The organism is Corallococcus sp. EGB (genome assembly GCF_019968905.1).
Classification (GTDB): Bacteria; Myxococcota; Myxococcia; order Myxococcales; family Myxococcaceae; genus Corallococcus.
In genome coordinates this window covers 828,170-848,865 of record NZ_CP079946.1, presented here as the reverse complement: position 1 = coordinate 848,865, position 20,696 = coordinate 828,170, and the positions used below count along the sequence as shown (strand labels likewise).

General features: G+C 69.5%; 18 protein-coding genes. 7 read left to right on the top strand and 11 right to left on the bottom strand.

Features of this window, described 5'->3' with window-relative positions; all coding sequences use genetic code 11:
- Window positions 1-41: 41 nt before the first annotated feature.
- Together KYK13_RS03580 and KYK13_RS03575 are read right to left on the bottom strand one after the other, a co-directional pair.
- Window positions 42-1,322, bottom strand: coding sequence for a transposase (locus KYK13_RS03580; RefSeq protein ID WP_223640573.1), 1,281 nt, complete (start codon window positions 1,320-1,322; stop codon window positions 42-44).
- A gap of 66 nt (window positions 1,323-1,388) precedes the next feature.
- A complete protein-coding gene (locus KYK13_RS03575; RefSeq protein WP_223641967.1) occupies window positions 1,389-2,075 on the bottom strand; it encodes a hypothetical protein in 687 nt (228 codons plus the stop codon).
- 78 nt (window positions 2,076-2,153) lie between these two features.
- Between KYK13_RS03575 and KYK13_RS03570 the strand changes: the two genes are divergently transcribed.
- A complete protein-coding gene (locus KYK13_RS03570; RefSeq protein WP_223641965.1) occupies window positions 2,154-4,331 on the top strand; it encodes a molybdopterin oxidoreductase family protein in 2,178 nt (725 codons plus the stop codon).
- Window positions 4,332-5,133: 802 nt separating this feature from the next.
- Here the strand turns inward: KYK13_RS03570 and KYK13_RS03565 are convergent.
- Window positions 5,134-6,114 carry a homocysteine S-methyltransferase family protein gene (locus KYK13_RS03565; protein ID WP_223641963.1) on the bottom strand — a complete coding sequence of 327 codons (981 nt, stop codon included), beginning with the start codon at window positions 6,112-6,114 and terminating at the stop codon, window positions 5,134-5,136.
- Between the two features lie 235 nt (window positions 6,115-6,349).
- Entirely contained in the window at window positions 6,350-6,631 is a 282-nt protein-coding gene (locus KYK13_RS03560; RefSeq protein ID WP_223641962.1) for a hypothetical protein, read from the bottom strand.
- A 136-nt stretch (window positions 6,632-6,767) separates the two neighbouring features.
- Here KYK13_RS03560 and gcvA point away from each other — a divergent pair, with 136 nt between their 5' ends.
- The gene (gcvA, locus tag KYK13_RS03555; RefSeq protein WP_223641960.1) at window positions 6,768-7,787 is read left to right on the top strand and encodes a transcriptional regulator GcvA; all 1,020 of its coding nucleotides are present in this window, start codon (window positions 6,768-6,770) and stop codon (window positions 7,785-7,787) included.
- On the opposite strand, the gene KYK13_RS03550 is transcribed toward gcvA, so the two are convergent.
- Complete coding sequence (locus KYK13_RS03550; RefSeq protein WP_223641958.1) at window positions 7,699-8,775, bottom strand: lysylphosphatidylglycerol synthase domain-containing protein; 1,077 nt, start codon at window positions 8,773-8,775, stop codon at window positions 7,699-7,701. The genes gcvA and KYK13_RS03550 overlap by 89 nt on opposite strands.
- Before the next feature lie 282 nt (window positions 8,776-9,057).
- On the opposite strand from KYK13_RS03550, the gene KYK13_RS03545 reads away from it, so the two are divergent.
- Window positions 9,058-10,044, top strand: a complete 987-nt coding sequence (locus KYK13_RS03545; RefSeq protein WP_223641956.1) for a zinc-dependent alcohol dehydrogenase family protein — start codon at window positions 9,058-9,060, stop codon at window positions 10,042-10,044.
- A gap of 33 nt (window positions 10,045-10,077) precedes the next feature.
- A complete protein-coding gene (locus KYK13_RS03540) occupies window positions 10,078-10,842 on the top strand; it encodes a glucose 1-dehydrogenase (protein ID WP_223641954.1) in 765 nt (254 codons plus the stop codon).
- Window positions 10,843-10,876: 34 nt separating this feature from the next.
- Here KYK13_RS03540 and KYK13_RS03535 read toward each other — a convergent pair whose 3' ends face one another.
- Window positions 10,877-13,426 carry a hypothetical protein gene (locus tag KYK13_RS03535; protein WP_223641953.1) on the bottom strand — a complete coding sequence of 850 codons (2,550 nt, stop codon included), beginning with the start codon at window positions 13,424-13,426 and terminating at the stop codon, window positions 10,877-10,879.
- A gap of 185 nt (window positions 13,427-13,611) precedes the next feature.
- Here KYK13_RS03535 and KYK13_RS03530 point away from each other — a divergent pair, with 185 nt between their 5' ends.
- Window positions 13,612-14,139, top strand: a complete 528-nt coding sequence (locus KYK13_RS03530) for a YkgJ family cysteine cluster protein (RefSeq protein WP_223641951.1) — start codon at window positions 13,612-13,614, stop codon at window positions 14,137-14,139.
- A 9-nt stretch (window positions 14,140-14,148) separates the two neighbouring features.
- Here KYK13_RS03530 and KYK13_RS03525 read toward each other — a convergent pair whose 3' ends face one another.
- A complete protein-coding gene (locus tag KYK13_RS03525; RefSeq protein WP_223641949.1) occupies window positions 14,149-15,066 on the bottom strand; it encodes a TetR/AcrR family transcriptional regulator C-terminal domain-containing protein in 918 nt (305 codons plus the stop codon).
- Window positions 15,067-15,198: 132 nt separating this feature from the next.
- Between KYK13_RS03525 and KYK13_RS03520 the strand changes: the two genes are divergently transcribed.
- The gene (locus KYK13_RS03520; protein WP_223641947.1) at window positions 15,199-16,374 is read left to right on the top strand and encodes an FAD-dependent oxidoreductase; all 1,176 of its coding nucleotides are present in this window, start codon (window positions 15,199-15,201) and stop codon (window positions 16,372-16,374) included.
- 96 nt (window positions 16,375-16,470) lie between these two features.
- On the opposite strand, the gene KYK13_RS03515 is transcribed toward KYK13_RS03520, so the two are convergent.
- A complete protein-coding gene (locus tag KYK13_RS03515) occupies window positions 16,471-17,619 on the bottom strand; it encodes a BMP family protein (RefSeq protein ID WP_223641945.1) in 1,149 nt (382 codons plus the stop codon).
- A gap of 61 nt (window positions 17,620-17,680) precedes the next feature.
- Window positions 17,681-17,809 (bottom strand): hypothetical protein, encoded by a 129-nt coding sequence (locus KYK13_RS38785; RefSeq protein ID WP_255654179.1) that lies wholly within the window; start codon window positions 17,807-17,809, stop codon window positions 17,681-17,683.
- 242 nt (window positions 17,810-18,051) lie between these two features.
- On the opposite strand from KYK13_RS38785, the gene KYK13_RS03510 reads away from it, so the two are divergent.
- Window positions 18,052-18,438 carry a hypothetical protein gene (locus KYK13_RS03510; protein ID WP_223641943.1) on the top strand — a complete coding sequence of 129 codons (387 nt, stop codon included), beginning with the start codon at window positions 18,052-18,054 and terminating at the stop codon, window positions 18,436-18,438.
- Between the two features lie 3 nt (window positions 18,439-18,441).
- Here the strand turns inward: KYK13_RS03510 and KYK13_RS03505 are convergent, their stop codons facing one another.
- The gene (locus KYK13_RS03505; protein WP_223641941.1) at window positions 18,442-19,578 is read right to left on the bottom strand and encodes a phosphatidylserine decarboxylase; all 1,137 of its coding nucleotides are present in this window, start codon (window positions 19,576-19,578) and stop codon (window positions 18,442-18,444) included.
- Window positions 19,579-19,588: 10 nt separating this feature from the next.
- The gene (locus tag KYK13_RS03500) at window positions 19,589-20,641 is read right to left on the bottom strand and encodes a hypothetical protein (protein WP_223641939.1); all 1,053 of its coding nucleotides are present in this window, start codon (window positions 20,639-20,641) and stop codon (window positions 19,589-19,591) included.
- Between the last annotated feature and the right edge of the window lie 55 nt (window positions 20,642-20,696).

Below are 20,696 nucleotides of genomic sequence, written 5' to 3'. Positions count from 1 at the left end.
ACCGGGGAAATGGGCCTACTCCGCAGACGGGCCCGGGGGGCTCAGGGGGTGAGAAGAAATGCCCCTTCCGACTCGTCGAGCCACCCTTGCGCGATGGCGAGCAGGAGGTTGTGGGCGACGAGTGCGAGCAACCACGCGGCTTCGGCTCGCTTGCGACCTCGTACGTGAAGCCTGCGCAGTCCTTGGCGCTCCTTGACCTGCGCATTGAGCAACTCCGCCGTCGGTGCGCGCTGGGCGTAGGTGCGCTTGCCGGCGGGTGTCTGCATCCGCGCACGCCACGCATGGGTGAGGTCGCCTCGTCGGCCCCTGCTCCGCCCCTCCGGAGGAGGCAGGTTCTTGCGCGCCGGTAAGGGAGAAAAGACACGAATGCCCTGCGACTCAAGCGCGGAGAAGGCCTTGAGATTCCGATAGGCCCCGTCCACCAGCCAGGCTTCGGGCTTGAGTCCCAGGACGCGGGCCACCCAGTGCACCATGGGGAGCAGCTGCGCAGCGTCCGCCCCCTCATCGGTGACACGACCAGCCAATGCCAACCGGCTCTCGACGTCCGAGACGGCCTGCGCGTTGTAGGCGGGACGGAAGCCGCCGTCTGGCATGCGCATCACCTGGGCCTGTGGGTCGGTGAGAGAGGCTCGGGGCTCGCCATGAGCGCCCCCCTTCGCACGTTTCTTACGGCGTGCTGCCGCCGGCAATGCAGCGAGTGCGAGCGCCGCCCGGGCCTGTAAATCGGCCTGAGCGCGCTTGCATGCTGCACGTGCCTTGGCGCTCGCGCCCTGTCGGCACCGGCCGGCGGCAGCCGCCGCGGTTGCCCGCCTCTGCAGAGTGGCCTTTCGGTGAAATGAGGCAGCCCCTGCTGAAGCACGTACACGCGTGCCGTCCTGCGCGAGTCGTCGTGGCCGGAGCACGGCACCGCGGCTGTACAGGTCATCCAGCAGCTTGCCCAGCAACGCCCGGAAGGCAGGGCCTGAGCGTGTCATGAAGGAGGACAACGTATGCGCCGACACACTGACGCCGCCGCACAACCACCAGTACGCAACGTCCGTACGCAGCCTGGCTGCAATGGCGTGAGCGCTGGAGAGGCCCTCCATCTGCCCATACACCCACAGCGCCAGCAACAACCGCGGGTCCACCGCCGCACGACCCGCGTGATGCGCGCGCGCACGGATGGCGCGCTCGAAGTCCGACATGTCCAGCGCTTCGACAGCCGCCCAGACAGCGCGCACTGGATGACCTCGGTCAACCAACTGCTCGTAGGTCCGAGCCGCCAGCACCTGCGTCCGTTTTGGCCGGAGCAAACGCACTCGAGGCCGTTTGCTCCTCGCCATGGCGATTCATGCTCGCACAGCAGCGCTTATGCATCCCTCGAATTCATTAGAATCGTTAAATTTTTCTCAGCCCCTCAGTGACTCGCGGTACTCGTCCACGAGTTTCCAGAACAGCGTCCACACATCGTGTTTGCGTCTGCCCGCCTTCACGATCATGGAGATGGGTCCACAGGATGCGCTCCAGCCTCTCGTCTCACTGAGATAGTCCGCGAAGTTCCAGAGGAACCTGAAGCCTGCTTCGGGAGCTCCATGAGCCCCCAGCGCGAGCGAATACCCGGACAGGAGATGTTCCAGGTTCCGCAACAGCAAGACCCGCTGCGAGTCATCTCCGCCCAAATACATCCCAGGGCGCTTTCGAATGCTCTCCAGGAGATCGAAGACATTTGGATGCGATGCGGCTGCCCTCGCGAGTGGGGAGCGAATCACCGTCGCGGAGCAAGCCAGGACGTATCCGCCAACGCCCACGGAGGGCGCCACCTCATACAGGGTGAACGCATCCGCCAGCACCCGCTGCGTCCAGTACGCGTCCAGTCCCAGGCTGCTGCAGCGTTCAGCGGTCGCGGCGTTCCCTGCCTTCCATTCGTGAATGTCGAACAGCACGTTCTGCCGCTGGAAGCGCGAGAGTGACCACTCGCAGGCGCAGGCAAAATCCACCCGAGCTTTTTCACCAGTCCGCAGCGCCAGCTCCAGTTGCAGGAACATCTTCTCCCGGTCCATCCGCACGCCCGTGACCTCGGCGTCGTGGACATCCACGTCTAGGAAAGCCATCGTGGGGAACAGTCTGTCATCCAGCGGTCCCACTCTGGAAGGAGCCGGCGTAGGCTCTCGTCCATGAGCGCTTCCACGCCGGCCCAGGTCCATTTCCGCACCTGCAATCTTTGCGAAGCGATGTGTGGCGTGCGCATCGAGGTGGCGGATGGGCGCATCACGTCCATCAAGGGGGACGCGGAGGACCCGTTCAGCCGGGGCCACATCTGCCCCAAGGCCGTGGCGCTGCGCGACCTGCACGAGGATCCGGACCGGCTCCGCCATCCCATGAAGCGCACCGCTTCCGGATGGGAGCGAGTGTCTTGGGAGGACGCCTTCCGCGACATCGCGCAGCGGCTCCATGCCCTCCAGAAGGAGCATGGACCCAACGCCGTGGGCGCGTACCTGGGCAATCCCAACGTGCACAACCTGGGCGCGATGATGTTCGGCCCCCAGCTCCTTCGCGCGCTACGCACGCGCAACCGGTTCTCCGCCACCTCTGTCGACCAGCTCCCCCACCAGCTCGCGGCCCACCTCATGTTCGGGCATCAGCTGTTGGTGCCCATCCCGGACATCGACCGCACGCGATACATGCTCGTCCTGGGCGCGAACCCGCTCGCGTCCAATGGCAGCCTGATGACCACGCCCGACGTGCGCGCCCGGCTGCGCGCCATCCAGGAGCGCGGTGGAAAGGTCGTCGTCATCGACCCTCGCCGCACCGAGACGGCTGCCATCGCCGACCAGCACGTGTTCGTCCGGCCCGGCACCGATGCGCTCGCCCTCTTCTCCCTGCTGCATGTCGTGCTGGAGGGCAACGCGCACCGCATGGGACGGCTCGCGGCATTCGTGGATGGGTTGGACACCGTGCTCCCGCTCGTCCGTGACTTCCCTCCGGAGCGCACGGCCTCGCACACGGGCATTGCACCGGACGTGCTTCGCGGCATCGCCCGGGACTTCCTCGCCGCGGACGGGGCTGTCTGCTACGGGCGCGTCGGCGTGTCCACGCAGCCGTTTGGCTCGCTCTGCCAATGGCTCATCAACGTCCTGAACATCGTCACCGGCAACCTGGACCGCGAGGGCGGCGCCCTCTTCACCCTTCCTGCCTTTGACCTCATCGGAGGGCCGCGTGCGTTCGGCGTCGGCCCTGGCAGCCATGGCCGCTGGAAGAGCCGGGTCCGGGGACTGCCGGAGTCCTCCGGGGAGCTTCCCGTCGCGGCGCTCGCTGAGGAGATCCTCACTCCGGGCGAGGGCCGCATCCGCGCGCTCTTCACCCTGGCCGGCAACCCCGTGCTGTCCACACCCAATGGCACGCAGCTGGACGCCGCGCTGGGACAGCTCGACTTCATGGTGAGCGTGGATCCGTACCTCAACGAGACCACCCGCCACGCGCACTACATCCTGCCTCCCGCGTCGCTGCTGGAGCGCGGACACTACGACCTCGTCTTCCACGTGCTCGCCGTGCGCAACACGGCGAAGTATTCGCCTCCGGTGTTCACCGCGGGTCCGGACGCGCGCCAGGACTGGGAGATCCTCCTGGAACTCCAGCACCGGCTGGAGACCCTGCGAAAGGGACGGAGCATTCGCGCGCTGCTCCAGTACCAGGCCCTCAAGCGGATGGGACCGGAGCGCCTCCTCGACCTGGGCCTTCGCATGGGGCCCTATGGCTCGCGCTTCCATCCGCTCAAGAAGTCCGGCCTCTCGCTCGCGAAGCTTCGCGCCTCGCCGCACGGCATCGACCTGGGACCGATGAAGCCCAGTCTGCCCGGCCGGCTCCGCAACCGCTCCAAGCGCATCCAGCTGGCACCGGAGCTGTTCGTCGCGGACGTGGCCCGGCTCCGCGCCGCGTTCCCGGACGACGCGGCACCTCGCGAGGGCGAGCTGCTACTCATCGGCAGGCGGCACCTGCGTGACAACAACTCGTGGATGCACAACGTGCCGGGGCTCGTGAAGGGCCGTCCTCGCTGCACGCTCATGGTCCACCCGGACGACGCTTCACGCCTGGGCCTCACCGAAGGCGCGAACGCCACCATCCGCTCACGGGTCGGCGAAGTCACCGTGCCCGTCGCGGTCACCCCCGATGTGATGCCCGGCGTCGTCAGCCTGCCGCACGGCTACGGCCACCAGCGCCCCGGCATCCGCCAACAGGTCGCCAGCGCGCACGCGGGCGCCAGCATCAACGACCTCACGGATGATCAGGCGCTGGACGTCGTCAGCGGCAACGCCGCCTTCAGCGGGACACCGGTCCAGGTGCGACCGGCCTGAGTCCCCCGAACATCCCTTCTGTACATCACCGGTCCGACACGGCCCTCCTCCAAACCTGTCCGACGGGCTCCATTTCCAGACGGGAGCGAAGGCCTCCGGCGACGGTCCTCGAAAACCTGTCCGACTGTCGGACCGGTTCGCGCCGCCCTGAAGCAGTCGGTCTCCCCCACCACGGTCCTCCAAACCTGTCCGACTGTCCGACAGGTTCTTGAGGCCCGACGGAAGCGAAGGCCCCCCGACCACGTTCTTCCAAAACCTGTCCGATTGTCCGACAGGTTTCCGCTGCGCGGCTGGGCGGAGGCCCCCGACCACGGTCCTCCAAACCTGTCCGACTGTCCGACAGGTTCCCCCCACCCGGATGTAGCCGAGGCCCCCGACCACGGTTCGCCAGGAACCTGTCCGACTGAACCTGTCCGACTGTCCGACAGGTTTCCGCTGCTCGGCTGGAGGAGGGCCCCGACCACGGTTCGCCAGGAACCTGTCCAACTGTCGGACAGGCTTCCGCCGCGCGGAGAAGGCGGTCCGCAGCCACGGTTCTCCGAAACTTGTCCGACTGTCGGACAGGTTTCCTCCACCTGGATGAGCCAAGAGACCGACCGCGGCCCTCCGAAACTTGTCCGACTGTCGGACAGGTTTCTGGAGTTCGCCGCCGCCGGGGTGTCCCCACGGGGGCTCTCACCTTCTCATGGCAGCAGAAATCAGGTCCGGAGACCGTGGCCCTGGCTGACGGATGCTGTGGGCTAGGACGAGGTGGATTCATGCCATGTGCATCATGGCCAGGCAGCTCACCCCGAACAGGACGTCACGGCTGCCGGGTGCCTGGCACTCCTTCTGTCAGGGCTCGAGCGAGCGCGGCGATGTGACGCTCGTCGGTGCCACAACACCCGCCGAGCACGCGCGTGCCGAGCTCCGCATGGACTCGGGCCATCTCTCGCGCGAACGCTTCCGGGGTTTCGCTGTCGAGCTCCGCGCGTCCATCGAGCTCTTCGGGCGAGAGGCGGGAGGTATTGGCCTGTAGGCCCATCACCCGCGCACCGAGGACGGGCGAGGCGGCCAGTTGGCGCGACAGGCCCTCGCGGAAGACGGAGGGGTGGACGCAATTCACCATGTACGCGGTCGGACGTGCGCCGGGCAGGGCGTCGATGCGCCCCACGGCCTCGGCCAGTGGGGTTCCGTCGAGCAGCGTCCCGGTGGGACGGAGGACGAAGCTCAACAGGAACGGCGTCTTCGTGCGCGCCATCGCCAGGGCGAGGCCCTCGGCCTCCGAGAGGGCCGGCAGCGCCTGGGCCACGAGGAAGTCCACCCCGGCGTTCGCGAGCGCCTCCACGTGGGGCGCATGGAAGGCCACGGCTGCATCACTTGGGAGGGCCTCCTCGGGCCGGTAGGCATCTCCGCGACACCCGACGAGCCCGCCGATGAAGATGCCCTCTCCCCGGCTGCCCACTTCCTCTCGCAGGCCCGCGAGCAGCCCTACCGCTTCGCCGAAAACGTCGCGGCCGGCGAGCCCCGCGCGCGCGAGCCGCTCCGCGTTCGCGCGCCAGGTGGGGGTGAGAAGAAGCGTGGGCAGGCCATGGCGCAGGCCGATGTCGCGGTAGTCGCGATAGATGCTGGCGAGCGCCTCGCGTCCCTCCGGACGGAAGAGGAGTCCTGCGTTGGCCACGTGCGGATCCAGCAGCCCCGCGGGGTGGCGGCGCAGGCGCTCGACCACGGAACCCTCGGTGAGCAGCCGCGGGGCCCCGTGCAGGACGCGAAGGAACGGTGCGTGGTTCACCAGCTCATCCATCAGCGTGCTCCTATCATCGTCAGCATCCTCCGAAACCTCGCCTCTTCCGCGTCACTGCGTTCGACTACACATGGGCAAGGGTCCGCGCGACATCCTCCGCGCGTCCCACACGCCCAACTCCGGCCAGGCGGCCTGGAGATTGTCGTCTCGATGCCCGATGACGACGGCCCGCCCGTCCTCCTCGCGGATGACTCATGCGCTGCTGCTGGGTGAATCGCGCACTCAGCAGAGCGCCTCATGCGGCCTGATAGATCCGGACGTCCGGGGCGGCGTCGAGGAGCGGCTTCAGCGCGGTCACGACATCGGCGGTGAACGGGTCGGTCTTGAGGTAGGCGCGGGCCTGCTGCGTCGTCTCGAATCCGTGGAGCACCTGCACATCCTCGTCACGGACGAGCAGGTCCTTCGACTTCGCGCCGGAGATCTTCTCGAGGAAGGGCGCCTTGTAGCGCTGGTACACGCCCACGGCCGCGGGGCGATTGGCGGGAGGAATCTGAAGAGTGATTGGCAGGCAGGCCATGGGGGTTTCCTCTGTCTTGACGTCCGCGCTACGTGAAAGATGAGCTATCGCGCTGGCGAAAGGATTCATGCGCCCGGGCATCCGGCGTCGCAAACGAGATGTTCTTGGCTTCGGACAAAGGAAACCTTGACCGCCCATGAGTGCACCCGAACACCTCAATACCTTGCGTGCCTTTGAAGCGAGCGCCAGGCACGAGAGCTTCTCCGGCGCGGCCGCCGAGCTTCATGTGACCCCGGCGGCGGCCGGACAGCTCGTGCGAAGCCTCGAGGAGGCGCTCGGCGCGCGGCTGTTCCACCGGGGTACGAGCGGACGGAAGCGGCTCGTCCTCACCGAAGCGGCCCAGCGGGCGTTGCCGGACATCCGCGCGGGGTTCGAGCGGCTGAGCGTCGGCGTCGCGCGGCTGAAGGAGGGCCCGTCGACCGGTGTACTGACCGTGACGGTCAGCCCCGCCTTCGCGGCCAAGTGGCTCCTGCCACGCCTCGAGCGGTTCCAGGCCGCCTGGCCAGAGTTGGACGTGCGGCTCGACGCGTCCACCGAGCTGCTCGACTTCGCCGCGCGCGAGGTGGATATCGGCGTGCGCTACGGAGCGGGGAGCTGGCCCGGGCTGGCCGCGGAGAAACTCCTCGAAGAGGAGGTCTATCCCGTCTGCTCTCCGGCGCTCCTCCGGCAGGGCCGCCGTCCGCGTCGGCCGTCGGACCTGCGCGGCCTACGGCTCATCCACGACCGGTCCGTGGATGCGCGCCTGGGCTTCGCCACGTGGGATGCCTGGCTCGAAAAGGCGGGCGCGAAGGACGTCGAGTCGCAGCGGGGCCTGCGGATCAACAACTCCGCGTCGGTGCTGCAGGCGGCCATCGACGGACAGGGCGTGGCGCTGGCCCGCAGCATCATGGCGCATGACGACCTCGCGGCCGGACGGCGGGTGCGCCTGTTCCCGGAGGTCGAGTTCCCCTCCGCGCTCGCCAACTACGTCGTCTACAGGCCCGAGTGCGCCACGCTCCCGAACTGGTGGCGTTTCGGGACTGGCTCGTTCGCGAGGCGTCCGAGCGCCGGGCCCCGGCGACCAGGACCTAGCGGTACACCGGCGCGGGCAGCACGGGCGGCCCCACCGGCGTGGCGGTCGTCACCTTCGCCCTGGCGCGCCACACCAGCGGCGTGAGCGCCCCCACCAGCACGAACACCGCCTGCACCGTGTGCGCGAGCAGCGCGATGGACATCGCCTTCGCCGCAGTCGTCCCCATCGCCCCCGCCGCCAGCGAGAACATCCCGTCCGTCACGCCCACCTGCCCGGGCACCAGCGAGCCCATCGCCAGCGCCACCAGGTAGAGCCCCTGCGTGAACAGCGCCTGCACCACCGTTGCGTCGATGCCCACCGCGTGCGCCAGCACCGCGTACTGCATCACCTGCAACGCGCGGCTGCTCAGGAACGCCAGCATCGGCCGCCAGGGACACAGCCCTCCTGCACACACCGACGCCTGGAAGGTCTCCGCGTGCGTGCCCCACTTGCCGCACCGCCTGCGCATCCACGCGCCCAGCCGCTTCGCCCGCAGCCCCGCTCGCACTCCCAAGGACGCGAGCAGCAACACGCAGCCATGCACCAGCATCGCCACCGTGAACGCACTCCACCCCGTCATCACGTACGCCGCCAGCGCGCATGGGAAGGAGATGAGCCCTCCCGCACCCAATGACGCGGACTGCGACGTGGCCGCCGCCGCCGTCGCGCATGCGCCTCCCGTGTACGGCGTCAGCAGCGTGGCCTTCGTCGCCTCCGCCGCCGCACGGCCCGCGGGCGCCATGCTCGACACCGCGGTTCCAATCAACTGCGCTCGCACCAGCACCGACAACGGTACCTGCCCTGCTCGCGCGCCGTAGGACAGCCGCGTCGCCGTGGCGTCGCATGTCTGCCGTCCCAGTTCGATGAGCACCACCCAGGGGAGCAGCGGCAGCGCCTGGGCGAGCGTCGTCTTCAGCTCACCCGCGCCAGCCTTGTGCACCAGGGTCGCCAGCATCCCCAGGCCCCCCAGCGCGAAGAGGGGTTTGAGCACCGTGAGCAGCCTGCGTCTCCAGACGCACGGTGTCTTGCCAAGCCCCTCCCCAACGGCGGTTCCCAGCCCGGCCAGGGCCCCTTCGTGGTGCACGTTGCTCACACTCGCCCTCCTCGCCCATCCCCACCCGCCCCACCGAGGGGTCCATTTCAGAACCTGTGCAGCCCCCACCGTCATGGCGAGGCCCTGATCGTCGACGTCCGGCAGGCTCCCTTCCCCCGCGTCCGGCGGTAGACAGAGCGCCGCACCCTCGGGGCGGCCGTGCAGGCGGAGTCGATCCATCCACCAGTGGATGCACACCGCGAGTGGCGCGAAAGCGCACGCTCGGCAGCAGGGCGGAAGGCGGTTAGGGTGGCGCCGCCATCACAGCGCGGGAGCAATGCCATGAAAGCAGTGCGCTTCTCGGCCTTCGGGCCGCCCTCCGACGTCGTCCAGGTGGTGGAGGAGCCCCCCGCGCCGCTGAAGCCCGGCGAGGCACGGCTGGCCGTGCTCGCGACGCCCATCAACCCCTCCGACCTGCTCACCCTCTCCGGCGAATACGGCGTGCTGCCCAAGCTGCCCGCCACGCCCGGCAACGAGGGCGTGGGCCGAGTGGTGGAGGTGTCCGGCTCCGACGCAGTGAGCGTGGGCGACCGGGTGTTCCTCCCGCTGGGCGCCGGCACCTGGCGCACCCACCTCACCGCGTCCGCCGCGCAGCTGTTGCCCGTTCCGCCGGGCCTGGACCTGCTCCAGGCGAGCATGCTGCTCATCAACCCGCCCACCGCCTACCTGATGCTGCGCCAGTTCGTGACGCTCCAGCCCGGAGAGTGGGTGGTGCAGAACGCCGCCAACTCCGCCGTGGGCCGCTACCTCATCACCCTGGCCCAGGTGATGGGCGTGAAGACCGTCAACGTCGTGCGCCGCCAGGAGCTGGCCGACGAGCTCAAGGCCCAGGGCGCGGACGCGGTGCTGCTGGACACGGACGAGCTGCCGCAGCAGGTGCGCGCGGCCACCGGCGGCGCGAAGGTGCGGCTGGGCATCGACGCGGTGGGCGGCGAGTCCTCGCGGCGCCTGGGCGACTGTCTTTCGACGGGCGGCATGCTGGTGAACTACGGCGCCATGAGCGGCAAGGGCCCCCAGCTGTCCGCGGCGGCCAGCATCTTCAAGGACGTCACCCTGCGCGGCTTCTGGCTGACGCGCTGGCTGCGCGACGCCCCGCGCGAGGAGCAGAACGCCACGCTCGCGCGCCTCGCGGAGCTGATGGCCGTGGGCACGCTCCAGGCGCCCGTGGACGGCACCTATCCGCTGGAGCGCATCCAGGACGCGGTGAAGCGCGCGCTGGAGCCGGGCCGCAACGGGAAGATCCTGCTCACCCCCAACCCCGCGGCGTGAAGCACCCGCCGCGCACATGAAGGAACGACGACCATGAAGCGAGTCGAAGGCAAGGTGGCCCTGGTGACTGGCGGTGCGGGGGGCCTGGGTGCCGCGTCCGCGCGGATGCTCGCGCGCGAGGGCGCGAAGGTGGTGGTCACCGACCGGCGCGAGGGTGAGGCCCGCGCGGTGGCCGAGGAGCTGGGCGACGCCGGTCTGTTCCTCCCGCTGGACGTCACCCGCGAGGACCAGTGGGTGAGCGCGCTGGCGCGCACGGTGGAGAAGTTCGGGCGGCTGGACGTGCTCGTGAACAACGCCGGCATGGGCATCGTGAAGGACATCGAGGAGATGTCATTGGACGAGTGGCGGTTCGTGCACTCGGTCAACCTGGACGGCGTGTTCCTGGGCTGCAAGCACGGCATCCGCGTGATGAGGGAATGCGGGGCCCAGGGCTCCATCATCAACATCTCGTCCATCGCGGGGCTCGTGGGCGTTCCGCAGTTCCCCGCGTACTGCTCCAGCAAGGCCGCCGTGCGCATGCTGTCCAAGTCCGTGGCGCTGCACTGCGCGTACAAGGGCTATGGAATCCGCTGCAACTCCATCCACCCCGGCTACGTGGAGACCGCCATGGTGGAGGCGCTGGCCCAGGCGGGCGGCAACGCGGAGAAGACGCGCGCGCGCATGCTCAAGGGCATCCCCGCGGGCCGCTTCGGTGAGCCGGACGACGTGGCCAACGCCGTGGTGTACCTGGCGTCGGACGAGTCCAAGCTGATGACCGGCGCGGAGATGGTCCTCGACGGCGGCGCCACCGCGCAGTAGCGCGACAGGGCCGCACTCCAGGCGCCCGGGGACCTCACTCCCAGGGCGCCGTCAGCAGCTCCCCGAAGCGCATGCCCAGCTCCATGCGGCCCACCATCGCCTGGCCCCAGGCGTTCGCCTGCGCGGCCCAGGTGACGGGCGTGAGCCCCAGCGTGTCGAAGAGCTTCATCACGTCCCCGCCCTTCTGCATCGCCTTGATCATCCGCGCGTAGTCCACGAGCGTGGGGAAGGCGGACTCCGGGAAGACCACCTCGAGGTCCACGGGCTTGGGCGGCACGCGGGGCTGGAGCGTCACCAGCAGCCGCTGCGCCTCCACGCGGGCGAGCGTCTCCTGCTGCTCACGCTCCGCGGCCTGCCGGGCCTGGAGCTCCTCCGCGGCGCGACGCTGGAGCTCCCTCTGGCGCTCCTGGTCGCGGCGGCGGGACTCGGCCACCTGTCGGTCGATTTCACGCTGCCGCTCGCGCTCCTGCTCCTCACGCCTGCGCTCGCGGCGCTCGCGCATCATCCGCAGCGCATCATGCGTGTCGTCCAGGAAGTCGCGGTGGACGTTCGACTCCTCCGGCGGGGACGGGGTGGCGCGCACGCGCTGCTCGAAGGCGGGGAGCCATGACTCGAAGTGCTCCAGCTCCGCGTCCAGGACCTGGAGGACCTGGGCGTGGTGGGACTCCAGTCCGTTGCGCAGGGCCATGGCGCCCTTCGACACGGAGAGGGAGGCGGTGCGCGGGCGCGTGCCCACCATTTCCTCCGCCGCGTCCCAGAGCGCGCGCAGCCTCCGGGGCAGCGCCTCCACCGGGGCGTTGTAGAGCAATTGCTCTGTCTGGCGGTAGAGCCCTTCCGGATCCACGCGCCACCACCTCTGGAAGCGCGTCAGGGCGTCCGGCTCCACCTCGCACTGGTGCTCCCACAGGAGGTCGCGCCAGCCCGCGAACGCGGTGAGCAGGTCTCCGCGCTCGGCGGGATGGGACTGGAAGCGCCGCCACACGGCCTCCACGAGCAGCTCGCTGCCGAAGGTCGAGCGCCAGGAGCGCGCCCGGCGCGACAGCGGCGGTACCAGGAGGTGCTGTCCAGGCCCCTCCCAGACGGCCATCAGCAGCCGGCCGGGATGTCCGGGGTCGGGGTGCTTCTGCGTGCTCCGGGGCTCGGCCACGACGCCCAGGCTCCGGGCCCGCGAAGGGAACGCGAGCAGTGCATCCAGCAAGGCCTCGCCGCTGTCCGGGTCACGGGCCCAGTCGTTCAGCCGCCGCTGTTCATCCACGCCCGAGTGGAGGAGGAAGCGCGCGAACGCGGAGTCCTCGAAGCACGCGGCGCGGTCCTTCGCCGTGCCCCGGTCGATGGCGTGCACGGCCTCCTCCAGGAAGGCCCACATCGCCTCGGACTCCTCCTCTTCGGGAGGCTCGGGGTCGTCGCGGGGAGGCGTGGCGGCCCAGCCGAAGAAGTCGAGCGCGGTCTTCGCGGGCAGGTCGCCCAGCGCCGAGCGCGCCCAGCGCGCCCAAGGCCGCTGGTCCTCCAATCCCCACTCCCGGAAGGAGCGCTGCTTCGCGAAGGAGAGCAGCTCCATCGCGAGCGATCCGACCGTGCGCAGCGACACGGCGAGCAATGCCTCCAGGGCACCTTCCGGAGGCGGCGAGGGGAGCGCGCGGAGGACCTCCTTCGCGAAGGCCGCGTCTCCGTCGCGTTGCAGCCGCGTGAGCACCTGCCGCGAGCCCCACTCGCTCAAGGTGCGCCGCGCGAAGGCGGCGACATCCTCGCCGGAGGAGTCCAGCGACCGGGCGACCTCCATCTCGTCGCGAAGACACAGGGCGCACTCAAAGCGGACGTCAGGGTCGGAGCCATACAAGCCCCGGTGCAGCGCTTCGGAGACATTCGCTGGCGCCACCTCATGCGACGCCCGTGTCCAGGCGACCGCGGCGCGCGCGGACAGCTCTGGCACATGGAGCACGCCCAGGGCGAGGCTGCGGATCCGCTCGCGCTCCTCGGTGCTCAGGCGCGGAGAGAGGCCGTTGCGCCAGCGGGTCATCGCCAGCATGGCCTCCACCGCCACGCGGCCCTCGCCGTGCAGCAGCTGGTTGCTCACTGAGAAGCGGGCCTCCCGCGACCAGGCGCCCGTGTGCACGCAGGCGAGCGAGGCCAGCAGGCGAAGGGTCGGATCCGGGGATTTGTTCGCCAGCCACTCCAGCGAGTCCGGCATGGGGCTGAAGGGCGCGAGCATCTCCTCCAGGGATGCCTCCTCGATGGGCAATATCAACGCCCACGCGTCCTCCAGCTCCCGCACGAAGCCGCGCTGGATGAGGTGGGGCTCGATGCGCCGGACGTCCTCGGACAGGCGCAGCACCGCGCCCCACTGCCGTGCGTAGCGCGCCTCCAGCACGGCCACCTGGGCGGGCTCCAGCGCGGCGGTGCGCGCCGCCAGGGCGAAGCGGTCCACGCCGGACTTGAACAGCGCCCGCGCGGAGCCATAGCGCTCCGGGGGGACGGCACCGCAGAGGCAGTGCGGGCATGCGGCGTCAGGGGGGATGAAGCGGATGCACCCGGGGCAGCGCACCTCGGCGCCCTGGCGCACGCCGCTGTCGAGCAGGTCGGACATGCCGTGTGTCTACTCCGGTCCGAGGGTGTCGCGCACTCCGGGTTTTCGATGCGTCGGCGAGGTGGGACATCCCTCGCGCGGTCCCTCTCGAAAGCGCCACGAGGAATGCCTGTCATCTCCTTCACGCGACTGGCTTTGGGAGGAGGGATGCGCCGGTGCCGGCGGAGCGATAGAAGGACGCTCCGATGAGCACGCCCGACGAAGCGCGCCGCGCGCTGGAGGCCCTCTACGCACGCGTGGAGACGCGTGCGGCGGACATCTCCGGCACCCACGACTGGTGGCCCTGCCGACGAGGGTGCGACCACTGCTGCCGCCACCTGGCCGCACCGCTCCCCATCACCCAGTTGGAGTGGAGCTACCTGGAAGAAGGGCTCCGGCTGCTCCCCACCCAAGCGCTGGAGGAGCTCCGCACGCGCGTCGACGCCATGGCCCGGCAGGAGGCCCGCCCGTACACCTGCCCGCTGCTGGACCCGGAGACAGGAGCGTGCCGCGTCTACGCGCACCGGCCGCTGTCATGCCGCTCGTATGGCTTCGCCGCCACGCGCGACGGCGGCCTCTTCTGCCACTTCATCCTGGACCTGGTGGGCCAGCACGGCGACGCGGACATCATCTGGGCCAACCAGGACGCGCTGGAGGATGCGGTGGCGCGGCTGGGCGGTCCCACGCGCCCGCTCTTCGACTGGTTCGCGGAGATGGAGCGCCGCGAGCCGTGAGCCTCCGGCTCAGCGTCCGTGCCGCCTCGCGAGCCGTGCCTCCAGCCCGTCGAGCCACACGCGCAACCCCAGCTCGAACAGCTCGTCGAAGTCGAGGTCGAACCCCGGGCGCAGGCCGACCAGCACCTTCTCGAAGTGCGGAAAGCGGCCTGACGTCGCGACACGCGTGAAGTGGTCCAGGTTGCGCCGCATGAACTCCTCGTCGTTCATGCCGGACTGCGCGACGGCGTCCGCCTCGGACTCGAGGTTGACCGCGATGCCCTGCACGAATGCGTGGAGCAGCACGTGGACGCGCATCGCCTCCTGCGCCGGGAGCCGCGTCTCCTCCAGTGCCCGCATGACCCAGTTCGCGAACGCGAGCGCGTTCTCCTGCGGCTGGGGCCGGGTGAGGTTCACCACCCGAGCGAGCCACGGATGGCGCTTGAAGACGCGCCACTCCAGCCTCGCGGCCAGCTCCAATTGCGCGCGCCACCCGGGCGGTGGCTTCGCCGGCAGTGGCTCCTCCGCGAAGGCGACCTCCGCCATCATGAAGAGCAGCACGTCCTTGCTCGCCACATGGCGATAGAGCGACATCACCGGCAGCCCCAGCTTCGCCGCGACCCCGCGAATGGACAGCGCAGGCAGGCCTTCGTCATCCGCCACGGAGATGGCCGCGCGCACGATGCGCTCGCGCGTCAGGTCCGCCGCGCCCCGTGTGGCCGCGGTCCGGGACGGACCTCCGGCGACGATGGTCCCCACGCGCGGCACGGCCTTCACCACGCCCTCCTGCGCCAGCGTCCGCAACGCGTGCGCCGCCGTCGCGAGCGCGACCTTCCACCGCCGGGCCAGCTCCCGCGTGGAGGGCAAGCGGTCACCGGGCCGCAATGCGCCGGTGCGCACCTGCCGCTTCACGTCGTCCACGATGCGTTGATACGGAGCGAGGGCCATGCCCTGGTGTACTAGTACAGAAGCCTCGTGGGCACAGCCCCTGCCCCGAGCGTCCCGCCTGAGCTAGCACACCCGGCAACATCATCAGCGGTCCCGTTGTGGAGGCAGGCACATGCGTACAGCGTACGCACCATGACCCGACCCCACGTCCTCATCGCTGGAGCAGGAATCGCAGGCCCGTCCCTCGCATGGTGGCTCACCCGGCGAGGCTGGCGGGTCACCGTCATCGAACGCGCCCGCGCGCTGCGCACCGGCGGACAGGCCGTCGACTTCCGGGGGCCCGTGCACCGCGCCGTGCTGGAGCGCATGGGGTTGTGGGAGGCCATCCACGAACGGCGGACGCGTCTGGGCACGCAGTCCTTCGTCGACGCCACCGGCCGGACGCTGGCGGAGCTGCCCGCGCTGATGATGAGCGGCGACGTGGAGATTCAGCGCGGCGACCTCTGCCAGTTGCTCCACGAGCGCACCCGCGAGCAGGCGGAGTACCGCTTCGGGGACAGCGCCACCGCGCTCCACGAGACGCCCGAGGGCGTGGAGGTCGAGTTCGAGCACCACGCCCCCCAGCGCTTCGACCTGGTGGTGGGCGCGGATGGCCTGCGTTCGAACGTGCGCTCACGCGTCTTCGGTGAGGTGAAAGGTCACATGAAGCACCACGGCTTCCGCGTCGTGGGGTGCACGCTGCCGAACGTGCTCGGCCTGCGGCAGCGAGGCGTCATCTACAGCGAGCCCGGCCGCGGCGTGTGCATCACCAGCGCCCGCGCCGACGACGAAGCCCGCGCGCTGTTCGTATTCTCCGGCGCGCCCCTCGGCCTCCAGGAGCGTTCCCCGGCCGTGGCGCGCGAAGCGGTGTCGGCAGCCTTCGCGGGAGCCGGTTGGCGGACAGCACGGCTCCTGGAGTCGCTGCGCGAGGCAGAGGACCTCTACTTCGACGCCGTCAGTTCCGTCCGGCTCCCGCGCTATTCACACGGGCGCGTGGTCCTGCTGGGAGACGCGGCCTGGGGCGGCACGCTGGGAGGACAGGGCACGCCCATGGCCATGGTGGGCGCGTACGTGCTCGCCGGGGAGCTGCTCACACATCCAGGCGCGCACACCCGGGCCTTCGCGCGATTCGAGGCCCGGCTCCGGCCCTACGCAATGAAATGCCAGGCAGGCGCGAGCCACGTGGGCGGCTTCTTCGCGCCTCGCACGCGGGCCAGCCTGTTCCTGCGCAATCACCTCTATCGGCTGCTCGCCACGAAGCCCCTGGAGCGAGTCTTCGAGAAGCTCGTCACCCGTGCGGCCACCGGGTTCGTGCTGCCGGAGTATTAGGTGGGGATGATCCACCAGGAGAGCCCGAAGCGGTCCTTGAGGCAGCCGCACTGCACCGGCTTGCCGCCGTTCGACCTGTGCGAGCAGGGCCTCTGTTCAGGGATTGGCGCCCGCCGTCCCGGCGGGGACCACCTGCGTGGGCACCTTCAGCGCCCCGGAGATGATGCGGGCCTTCAGCGCCTCCACCGTGCGCAGCGCCTCCTCCTTGCCGGGGAAGTCCAACCGCACGGGCGAGAGCCCCATGCCCCCTTCCTTCAAGCCGAGCGAGACATTGCCGCCCTGGAAGCGCCCCTGGCGCTGCTCGCGGATGGTCTCGTACACCACCAGGTCCACGTGCTTCACGACGGCGGCCAGCACCGCCTCCGGCGCCAGATGGGACGGGTCGGAGTCCACGCCAATCACAGACACGACCTTGCCCGCCTCGCGCGCCTCCTTCACGGCCTGGATGGCGCCCAGGCCGTCCACGCCGGCCGCCGCGAAGACGACGTCCGTGTTCTTGAGCAGCAGGTCCTGCCCCACCTGCTTGCCCAGGGCGAAGTCGGTGAAGCTGCCGGTGTAGTTGACCAGCACCGTGGCGTTCGGGTTCGTCGCGGCCACGCCCGCGCGGAAGCCCGCCTCGTAGCGCTGCACCAGGGGAATCTTCATGCCCCCCACCATGCCCACCCGGCCCGTCTTCGTGACGAGCCCCGCCAGCGCACCCGCGAGGAAGCAGCCCTCCTCCTCGCGGAACACCACCGTGCGCACGTTGGGCAGCGTGATGACCCGGCCCTGCGCGTCCAACAGCGGGCTGTCCACCAACAGGAAGGACAGTGAGGGATTGCGCCGGGCCACCGCCTCCACGGCGTTCTCCAGCATGAAGCCCACGCCCATCGCCAGCGACACGCGCTGCTCCGCGAGCAGCTGGAGGTTCGGCTCGTAGTCCTCCGCCACGCGGCTCTGGAGCACCACCGGCGTGACGCCCAGCGGGCCCATCTCCCCCCGCGACGCCAGGTCCGGGGCCAGCGAGGCCTGCCGCTCGGACGCGGTGGCATCCTGGTATCCAGCCTTCTCGTACTTCACTCCCGCGGCCCACAGCTCCAGCCCACGCAGGGCGGAGTCGTTGAACGCGTGGTCGCCCCGGCCTCCAAGCCCCAGCACCAGCCCGATGGTGGGCTTGGACAGCGCGGCGGGCGCCTCCTTCTTGCAACCAGTGGCGGCCGCCAGCAGACACAGGGCGAGGGAGAGAATTCGGCGGCGCGGACTCATCACACCACGCAATGTATCACGCGTCCGCGGGCGCCTCGAAGGTGAAGAAGCGGCGGGTGGACTACGACACGAAGTCCGGGGCGCTGAAGAACGACCAGGACCCGCTGACGACGACCACCCATACGGGCCGGGTGGTGTCGCTCGACGACCACAAGCCCCAGCTGACCCACCGGGAGACGGTCAACGGCATCAGCTATCCCTGCCTGAGCCAGTCCGCGCCCACGGTGGTGAACGCCGCGAAGGTCGTCAGCCGCGACGCCGTCTGGGATTACCGCGAGCTGGGCCCCAACTCCTTCATGCGGCGGCTCTGCACGCTGCTCTACACCATGGAAGTACATCTTCAAGCAGCTGCGCGCGTCGCTGGAGTGCGCGAACCACGAGCTGCTCACCATCACGAAGAACGGCGGCGACTACACGGACTGGGCGGCGCTCATGGTGGCCTCGGGCCGCGTCTACCTGGTCGTGCCGGAGCAAGGCCGGGGGACCTTCACGAAGAAGGACATCCACGCGGAGCAGCTGTTCTACCCGGTGCTCATGGACCTGGACGCGCGGGGGCTGTTGAGCGAGGCGACCCCCGCCTTCATCGGCGGCGTGAAGACGCCCTGCCGGACCTGCGACGAGGTGCTCCAGGCGGCCTCGCGCGCGTTGGGAGACAAGCTCGTGCTCCCGACGGACGCCTCCGGGCACTACTGGGAGGCGTCCGGCGTGCATGTCCCGGGCGTCGTCTTCCCGCCAACCCATGAGACGATGGTGTTTGGCAAGCCGGGGTCGGACAAGATCTTCGACACCGAGGTGCCGCCGTCCCCCAAGCACCGCTGACGCTCAGGGGAAGGCCTGACCAATCCAGCTGCCCTGGTTGTAGTGCACGTTGGGCCGGGCCGTCAGCCCCACGCTGCTGGAGGCCTCGAACAGCACGACGATGTCCGAGCCGCCGAACTGGAAGTAGGCGAACTCCTCGCCCTTGTGCAGCGTCTTGCCGGGCTCCGCGGTCATCACCACGGAGGACACCTGCGCCATGCCAATGGGCAGCACCGCCACCAGACCCGTGGGCGTGTCCAGCACCAGCAGGCCGCGCGCCTGCGCGAACTGGTAGCCCGTGCCGTCCTCGGCGTCCATCCGGCGCGCCGCGTGGAGCCGGTGCGTCCCGTCCGCCTCCGGCTTCGCCACGACGTCCAGGTACACCTGACCGTGAATCACGCGCGACTCCAGCACCCGGCCGGGCAGCGGCACGTGCAGGCGGTGGTAGTCCGTCGTGTTGAGGAAGCTGTGCATGAAGACGCCGCCCCGGAACCGCTCACGGTAGGGGCTGCCCTCCAACAGCTCCATCACGGACCAGGTGAGGTTCTTCACCGTGATGGTGGACTGCTCGTTGATCTGCCACCAGCCCACGAAGGTGGAGTCCGCCGGTGAGACAATCACCCGGTCATCCCCGATGGACGCGATGGGCCGCATCCCCGGCTTGTAGTTGCGCGCGAAGAACTGGTTGAAGGTCTTCCAGCCGCTGGGCGCCGGCATGTACTCGGCCATGTTGTACGCCGGTGAGTCATAGAACGTGCGCAGCGACTCCGGCGTGAGCGACTCGGGCGTGTCGAGGAAGCGCCCCCACGCGTTGGCGTAGGACACCATCCACCGGGAGAGCTCCGTCAACTCCGGTGCCTGCCGGCTCGGGGTGATGTGGTTCTGGAGCTCACGCACCGGCTTCTGGTCCAGGAAGAAATAGAACTCGCAGATGTGATTGTAGACGTGACGGCCGTTGGGCGTTTCGGTGGGCACCCACTCCAGCAGGCGGCTCATCCACTGGAGATAATCGTCCAGGCTCTCGATGTGGCGGAGGGTGGGGATCTGGTAGTGCCGGGCATCCTTGATGGCCTGGGAGAAGCGGCCCTCCCAACCATTCCGGGCGATGAGCTGCTTCAACTCCTCGACGACGGGCTGCAAGGGCTTGTCATGGGGGTGCATGGGCTCTCCTTCAGGCATACAGCATGTAGATGGCCGTCCCCGCCAGGAGCAGCGCGGAGGGAATGGAATACAGACAAATGCGATCCAGCTGCCGGGTGAGCCGCAGGGCGCGGGCCTCGTGCTCCGTGCCCTGGGTGCGCTTGACCACCTGGTGCACGCAGAGGCTCTCCGCGACGATGAGGAACAGCACCGCCTGGCCCCCGAACATGAAGTAGTCCATCACGCACAGGTAGGCGATGCGCGGCAGCACGGTGCAGGCGATGTAGTTGTGGGCGATGACCGCCAGGAGCGCGGTGATGCAGATGCCGCTGCGCTCGCCCAGGTTCTCCGGGTCCAGGAAGAAGACCACGCACGGGGCCAGCACGAGCAGCAGCAGGACCAGGATGAGCTTGAAGACGTAGTACTGGGGACGCCGCTCGACGTGGAGCGTGATGCTGAAGCGCGAGTAGCCCACGTCATCGAAGAAGGTGTAGCGGTGCGCCCCGGTGCCCACGCGGATCCCATGGAGCTCCCACTCCGACGGACCGCTGGAGGCCAGCTCCAGGACGTCGTCGCCATGGAGCGGGGCGCTGCACTCCGCGAGCGACTCCGCCCCCTGGAGCTGCGTCCCCACCTTCTCATGGACCAGGACCAGCTCCTCCTTGGAGTGCTGGAAGTCCTCGATGAGGACGGGCAGTTCCTGTGCGTCGAAGGGGAAGCGGCGCAGGTCCAGCTTGCTCGCGAGCGTGACCCGGTAGCGGTTCACCGTCTGCACGACGCCCGGCGCCACCAGCTGATAGGTGTCCTCCTCGAGCTGCTTGGACACGCTCTTGGCGTTGATGATCTCCAGGTTCGGGCGCCACGCGGGTGGCGTGTCCAGGTTCCCGAGCGGCGCGTGGGCGAGCGTGGGGTCGTACCAGCGCAGCCGCATGTAGAAGTCCGCGTCGAAGGTCTCGTTGACGTCGTCCACGCCGCTCAAGCCAGACAGGGCGAAGCTCACATAGACCTTGCGAGGCCCGGCCGTGGGCGGTGCCTCCGTCGCTCCCGCACGCGGGGCCAGGAACAGAGCGAGACACAGCAGCATCCCCCAGAGCCGGGGAGCCCAAGCCGAGCCATCTGCGTCCAGCGACCACCTGCGG

What these genes read in the sequence shown, in the direction of transcription:
- KYK13_RS03510 (WP_223641943.1), top strand. Translation starts at nt 18,052, where the DNA reads ATGGTGGCCTCGGGCCGCGTCTACCTGGTCGTGCCGGAGCAAGGCCGG.
- KYK13_RS03530 (WP_223641951.1), top strand. Translation starts at nt 13,612, where the DNA reads ATGAGCACGCCCGACGAAGCGCGCCGCGCGCTGGAGGCCCTCTACGCA.
- KYK13_RS03540 (WP_223641954.1), top strand. Translation starts at nt 10,078, where the DNA reads ATGAAGCGAGTCGAAGGCAAGGTGGCCCTGGTGACTGGCGGTGCGGGG.
- KYK13_RS03505 (WP_223641941.1), bottom strand. Translation starts at nt 19,578, where the DNA reads ATGCACCCCCATGACAAGCCCTTGCAGCCCGTCGTCGAGGAGTTGAAG.
- KYK13_RS03515 (WP_223641945.1), bottom strand. Translation starts at nt 17,619, where the DNA reads ATGAGTCCGCGCCGCCGAATTCTCTCCCTCGCCCTGTGTCTGCTGGCG.
- KYK13_RS03560 (WP_223641962.1), bottom strand. Translation starts at nt 6,631, where the DNA reads ATGGCCTGCCTGCCAATCACTCTTCAGATTCCTCCCGCCAATCGCCCC.
- KYK13_RS38785 (WP_255654179.1), bottom strand. Translation starts at nt 17,809, where the DNA reads ATGCCGTTGACCGTCTCCCGGTGGGTCAGCTGGGGCTTGTGGTCGTCG.
- KYK13_RS03500 (WP_223641939.1), bottom strand. Translation starts at nt 20,641, where the DNA reads ATGCTGCTGTGTCTCGCTCTGTTCCTGGCCCCGCGTGCGGGAGCGACG.
- KYK13_RS03570 (WP_223641965.1), top strand. Translation starts at nt 2,154, where the DNA reads ATGAGCGCTTCCACGCCGGCCCAGGTCCATTTCCGCACCTGCAATCTT.
- KYK13_RS03525 (WP_223641949.1), bottom strand. Translation starts at nt 15,066, where the DNA reads ATGGCCCTCGCTCCGTATCAACGCATCGTGGACGACGTGAAGCGGCAG.
- KYK13_RS03565 (WP_223641963.1), bottom strand. Translation starts at nt 6,114, where the DNA reads ATGGATGAGCTGGTGAACCACGCACCGTTCCTTCGCGTCCTGCACGGG.
- KYK13_RS03535 (WP_223641953.1), bottom strand. Translation starts at nt 13,426, where the DNA reads ATGTCCGACCTGCTCGACAGCGGCGTGCGCCAGGGCGCCGAGGTGCGC.
- KYK13_RS03580 (WP_223640573.1), bottom strand. Translation starts at nt 1,322, where the DNA reads ATGGCGAGGAGCAAACGGCCTCGAGTGCGTTTGCTCCGGCCAAAACGG.
- KYK13_RS03545 (WP_223641956.1), top strand. Translation starts at nt 9,058, where the DNA reads ATGAAAGCAGTGCGCTTCTCGGCCTTCGGGCCGCCCTCCGACGTCGTC.
- KYK13_RS03520 (WP_223641947.1), top strand. Translation starts at nt 15,199, where the DNA reads ATGACCCGACCCCACGTCCTCATCGCTGGAGCAGGAATCGCAGGCCCG.
- gcvA (WP_223641960.1), top strand. Translation starts at nt 6,768, where the DNA reads ATGAGTGCACCCGAACACCTCAATACCTTGCGTGCCTTTGAAGCGAGC.